The sequence below is a fragment of the Pseudomonas brassicae genome (assembly GCF_010671725.1).
Taxonomy (GTDB): Bacteria; Pseudomonadota; Gammaproteobacteria; order Pseudomonadales; family Pseudomonadaceae; genus Aquipseudomonas; species Aquipseudomonas brassicae.
On the sequence record NZ_JAAHBU010000538.1, the window covers coordinates 1 to 4,062 of the forward strand.

Genomic DNA, 4,062 nt, shown 5'->3' on the forward strand with positions numbered 1-4,062 from the left:
GGCTTGCCAGCGAAAGGGGCAACGCCATTTCAAGCCTTACAGGCTGAAATCACCCTCGGCCGCCAGCTCGCTCAGCGGCTTGCGCGGGCTTGGCACTTCACGGGCCTGCAGGTACTCGGCCAGGCTTGCCTTGTCGCCCAGCTTGCCGACCGCGACCATCGCGTGCATCACGTAACCGTCAGGAATCTTCAGTTCCTGGCGCGCCAGCTCCTGATCGAAGCCGGCCATGCCATGGGTATGCCAGCCGCTGAGGCTCGCCTGCAGTGCCAGGTGGCCCCAGGCCGAACCGGTGTCGAAGGTGTGCCACAGCGCCGGCGTCTCTTCGCTGGCGCCAGGTGCAGTGAAGGTGGTCTTGGACATCACCAGTACCAGCGCCGAGGCATGCTGTGCCCAACTGCGGTTGAACTCGTTGAGCAAGCCCAGGAAGCGCTCCCAGTTCGGCGTGTTGCGGCGCGCATAGAGGAAGCGCCATGGTTGCGAGTTGTAGGCCGACGGCGCCCAGCGCGCGGCCTCCAGGAAGCTCAGCAGGGTGGCCTGTTCGATCGGCTCGGCGGTAAAGGCGCGGGGCGACCAGCGCTGGATGAACTGCTCGTCAATGGCATGCTCGGCAATGCGAGGGTTGGCACTCATGATGGGGTCCTGACAGGGTTGATAAAGACACTGCGTGCAAAACTACTGCGTGGCGCCAACCCTGACAAGCGGTCTGGCAAAGCCTGCCCGCACGCCCTAGACTGGCGCCGCCACGCGCGCGCACTCGAATTGAAACAGGACTAACCGCACCATGCCTGCCACCCAACCCTTCTGGACCAGCAAGACCCTCGATCAGCTCGATCGCCAGGAGTGGGAGTCGCTGTGCGATGGCTGCGGCCTGTGCTGCCTGCAAAAGCTCGAAGACGAAGACGACAACAGCGTCTATTACACGAGCATCGCCTGCAAACTGCTCGACCTCAAGACCTGCCAGTGCAGCGACTACCCCAATCGCTTCGACTCGGTGCCCGACTGCATCCAGCTCACACCGGGCAAGGCCGATCAGTTCAAGTGGCTGCCGCCTACCTGCGGTTATCGCCTGGTCAGTGAAGGCAAGGACCTGCCCAGCTGGCATCACCTGGTCAGCGGCAACCGCGAGCAGGTGCACAAACAACGTATTTCATGGTCGGGCCGCATGCTCAGTGAAGACAGCGTGGCCGAAGATGACTGGGAAGACTATCTGATTTTCCGTGCTGGCTGAGCCGGCGGGGGTGGCGTGCCGTTGCCGGTGCGGAGGGATGTGAATGGGTGTGCGTCACTGCCTGCTCGGGGCTGCGCTGTTACTGGCCAGCCACGCGGCCTGGGCCAAGAAGGTCAACCTGGATTACCACGTGCGTCTGCTGCCGGGCAGCGGGCAGGCCGAAGTGCGCCTGACCCTGGCCGAAGGCACGGCGGTGCGCAGCCTGGATTTTGACCTGGGCCGCGAAGCCCTCTACAGCGACTTCAAGGCCGACGGCCCGTGGCAAGTGCAGCCCGACGCGCGCCGCGGACGTTGGCAGCCGGCAGCGGGCAAGGCCAGCCTGAGCTACCGGGTCAGCCTCAACCACGCGCTGAAAAACGCCGGTTTCGACAGCCGGGTCACGCCGGACTGGGCGCTGTTTCGCGGCGACGACCTGGTGCCACCGGCCCGGCTCGACCAGCAGGATGGCACCGAGCTGGTCGCTCGCCTGTGGTTCGAACTGCCCGCCGGTTGGAAGAGTGTCGAGACAGCCTGGCCGCGCACCGGCAAGCAGCGTTTTCGCATCGACAATCCCTCGCGGCTGTTCGACCGGCCCACCGGCTGGATGCTCGCAGGCAACCTGGGCAGCCGCCGTACCCGCCTGGGCGACACCGAGGTCACCGTCAGCGGGCCGCAGGGCCAGGGCTTGCACCGTATGGACAGCCTGACCCTGCTGACCTTCGTGTGGCCGTACCTGCAGGCGGTGTTCCCGCGCAACCCGCCCAAGCTGTTGCTGGTGGGCGCCCGTGACCAGTTGTGGCGGGGCACGCGGGCTGGCCACCATTCCATCTTCCTCAACAGCAGCCGGCCGCTGATTGGCGAGAATGGCAGCAGCCCGCTGTTGCGTGAACTGGTGCGGGTGTTCGCGCAGGTCAACGACCAGCAGCGCAGCGACTGGATCAGCGAGGGCCTGGCCGAGTACTACGGCATCGAACTGCTGCGCAGGGCCGGGGGCATGAGTGAAGAGCGCTACAGCGCCGTGCAGGCGCGCCTGGCCAAGCAAGGCGAGAAGGTCACCACGTTGCGTGGCGAGCAGATCAGCGATGCCGGTGTGGCGCGGGCGGTACTGCTGCTACAGGCGCTGGACCGGGAAATTCGCCTGCATACGCACAACCAGCGCTCACTCGACGACGTGACCCAGGCCCTGATGCGCCTGAACAGCGTCAGCACCGCAGAGTTCGTGCAGCTCAGCGAAAGCGTGCTGGGCCGCAGCTCCGAGGTGCTGCAGAGCTCACTGCTGCGTTAGGCCTTGGGGCTTTTGAGCGAATCGTTGCCGGTGACGGTGGCGCTACGGGTGGCGGCCTCGGCATTGGCTTGCAGGGCCTGCAGCTCTGCACCCGTGCGTTCGATCCTGGCGCGGATCTGGTCGAGGTCGCGGCGCCCGCGTTCGATCAGGCTCTTGGCCGAGCTGTGCCCGGTGATGCCACGCGCCAGTGCCACGCCACCGATGGCGATCTGGATCAGGCCGAAGAAGCCGCCACGGCGCAGGCCCTTGCCCACCATCATCACGCCGGTGGCCACGGAGCCGGCGCGCTCCCAGCCCTGCACGTTGTGCTCGGCCTTGTGCTGAAAGGGTGTCGCCAGCGTCAGCGTTTTGTTCTCGGACATGGTCGTTCTCCTGTGGGGGGCATAGATAGTCAGCAGACCCCCGACGGGCGCCGACGTTCCCGCGGATTACTTGAATTTGGGCCCGGAGCGGGTGTTCAGGCCTTTGGCCATGCGGTCGTAGAGCACCACATTGACGGTGGCCGCCAGGTTCATGCAACCGTTGGTCGGGATATAGATGGTCTCTTCGCACCAGGCGCGCACGTCGGCGTCCAGCGAACCGTCCTCGGGGCCGAAGATGTAGATGGCGCGGTCGGGGTGGGTGTACTCGGGCAGTGCTCGCGCACCCTCGATCAGCTCGACGGCGACCGGTGTGCAGCCTAGCGGAATGATCTTCTGCAGGTCGTCGATGCCGATCAGCGGGATATCGTAGTGCACGCGCTTGGTGTCGGTGACGAAGTCACGCGCCCGCTCGTAGCGCTTGCCGGTGTAGAACACCGAGTTGACGCCGTAGCAACCTGCTGCGCGCATCACCGAACCGACGTTCTCCGCTGATTTGGGGTTGAACAGACCAATGCAGCTGTACCGTTTGTTCGCCACGTGCCGGGGCTCTTGAGAAAAAGAACGCGATTATACGGGCTTGCCGGCACGGGTGGGACGCAGCGTCAGTCTTTCTTGAGCAGCCCCGCCAGCCCGGCGAACGGGTTGTGGGTGGCTTTGGCAATACTCGGGCTGGCGGTGGAGCCTTCGCTGAAGTACTGCTGGTCGGTGTAGCGCGAGTGCTCGTTGTCGTGGCAGTACAGGCACAGCAACTCCCAGTTGGAGCCGTCCTGGGGGTTGTTGTCGTGATTATGGTCGCGGTGGTGCACGGTCAGTTCGCTCAGGCGCTTGCCGGCGAACTCACGGGCGCAGCGCCCGCACACGTGGGGATACATGCGCAGGGCTTTGTCGCGGTAGCCCATGTCCTTGTCGCGCTTGGCATCGGCGAGGATGCGGTCCAGCCGCGCGGTGGCGGCGGCGGAAGAGGTTGCCGAACTCATGGTTGTACCTTTCTCGGGCTTGTTACGGTTATGCCGTGAAGTTTAGCGCCATGACGGGCACTTCGGACAGGCAAACTACTGCGCTTGCGCGTAGCCTGTAGGCAGCACTCTCCAGGAGCCTGCGTATGCGCCATGCGAGCACTGCCCTGCTGTTGATTGCCTGGCTTGGCCAGGCCCACGCCGCCGACCTGCAACCGCGGCCGATCGCGCCGGTACCGGGCGCACCCGGCA

General features: G+C 65.2%; 6 protein-coding genes. 2 read left to right on the plus strand and 4 right to left on the minus strand.

The window, feature by feature from the left end:
- Positions 1-36 precede the first annotated feature (36 nt).
- Positions 37-630 (minus strand): nitroreductase family protein, encoded by a 594-nt coding sequence (locus G3436_RS25745; RefSeq protein ID WP_163951040.1) that lies wholly within the window; start codon positions 628-630, stop codon positions 37-39.
- A gap of 151 nt (positions 631-781) precedes the next feature.
- Between G3436_RS25745 and G3436_RS25750 the strand changes: the two genes are divergently transcribed.
- Complete coding sequence (locus G3436_RS25750; protein ID WP_163951043.1) at positions 782-1,228, plus strand: YcgN family cysteine cluster protein; 447 nt, start codon at positions 782-784, stop codon at positions 1,226-1,228.
- Positions 1,229-1,271: 43 nt separating this feature from the next.
- On the plus strand, positions 1,272-2,492 hold the full coding sequence (locus tag G3436_RS25755; RefSeq protein WP_163951046.1) for a hypothetical protein: 1,221 nt from the start codon (positions 1,272-1,274) through the stop codon (positions 2,490-2,492).
- Here the strand turns inward: G3436_RS25755 and G3436_RS25760 are convergent.
- From G3436_RS25760 to G3436_RS25770, 3 genes are all read right to left on the minus strand, one after another.
- A complete protein-coding gene (locus G3436_RS25760) occupies positions 2,489-2,854 on the minus strand; it encodes a YgaP family membrane protein (RefSeq protein WP_163951049.1) in 366 nt (121 codons plus the stop codon). The genes G3436_RS25755 and G3436_RS25760 overlap by 4 nt on opposite strands.
- A 66-nt stretch (positions 2,855-2,920) precedes the next feature.
- Positions 2,921-3,391 carry a TrmH family RNA methyltransferase gene (locus G3436_RS25765; protein WP_163951052.1) on the minus strand — a complete coding sequence of 157 codons (471 nt, stop codon included), beginning with the start codon at positions 3,389-3,391 and terminating at the stop codon, positions 2,921-2,923.
- 65 nt (positions 3,392-3,456) lie between these two features.
- Positions 3,457-3,831 (minus strand): YajD family HNH nuclease, encoded by a 375-nt coding sequence (locus G3436_RS25770; RefSeq protein ID WP_163951055.1) that lies wholly within the window; start codon positions 3,829-3,831, stop codon positions 3,457-3,459.
- Between the last annotated feature and the right edge of the window lie 231 nt (positions 3,832-4,062).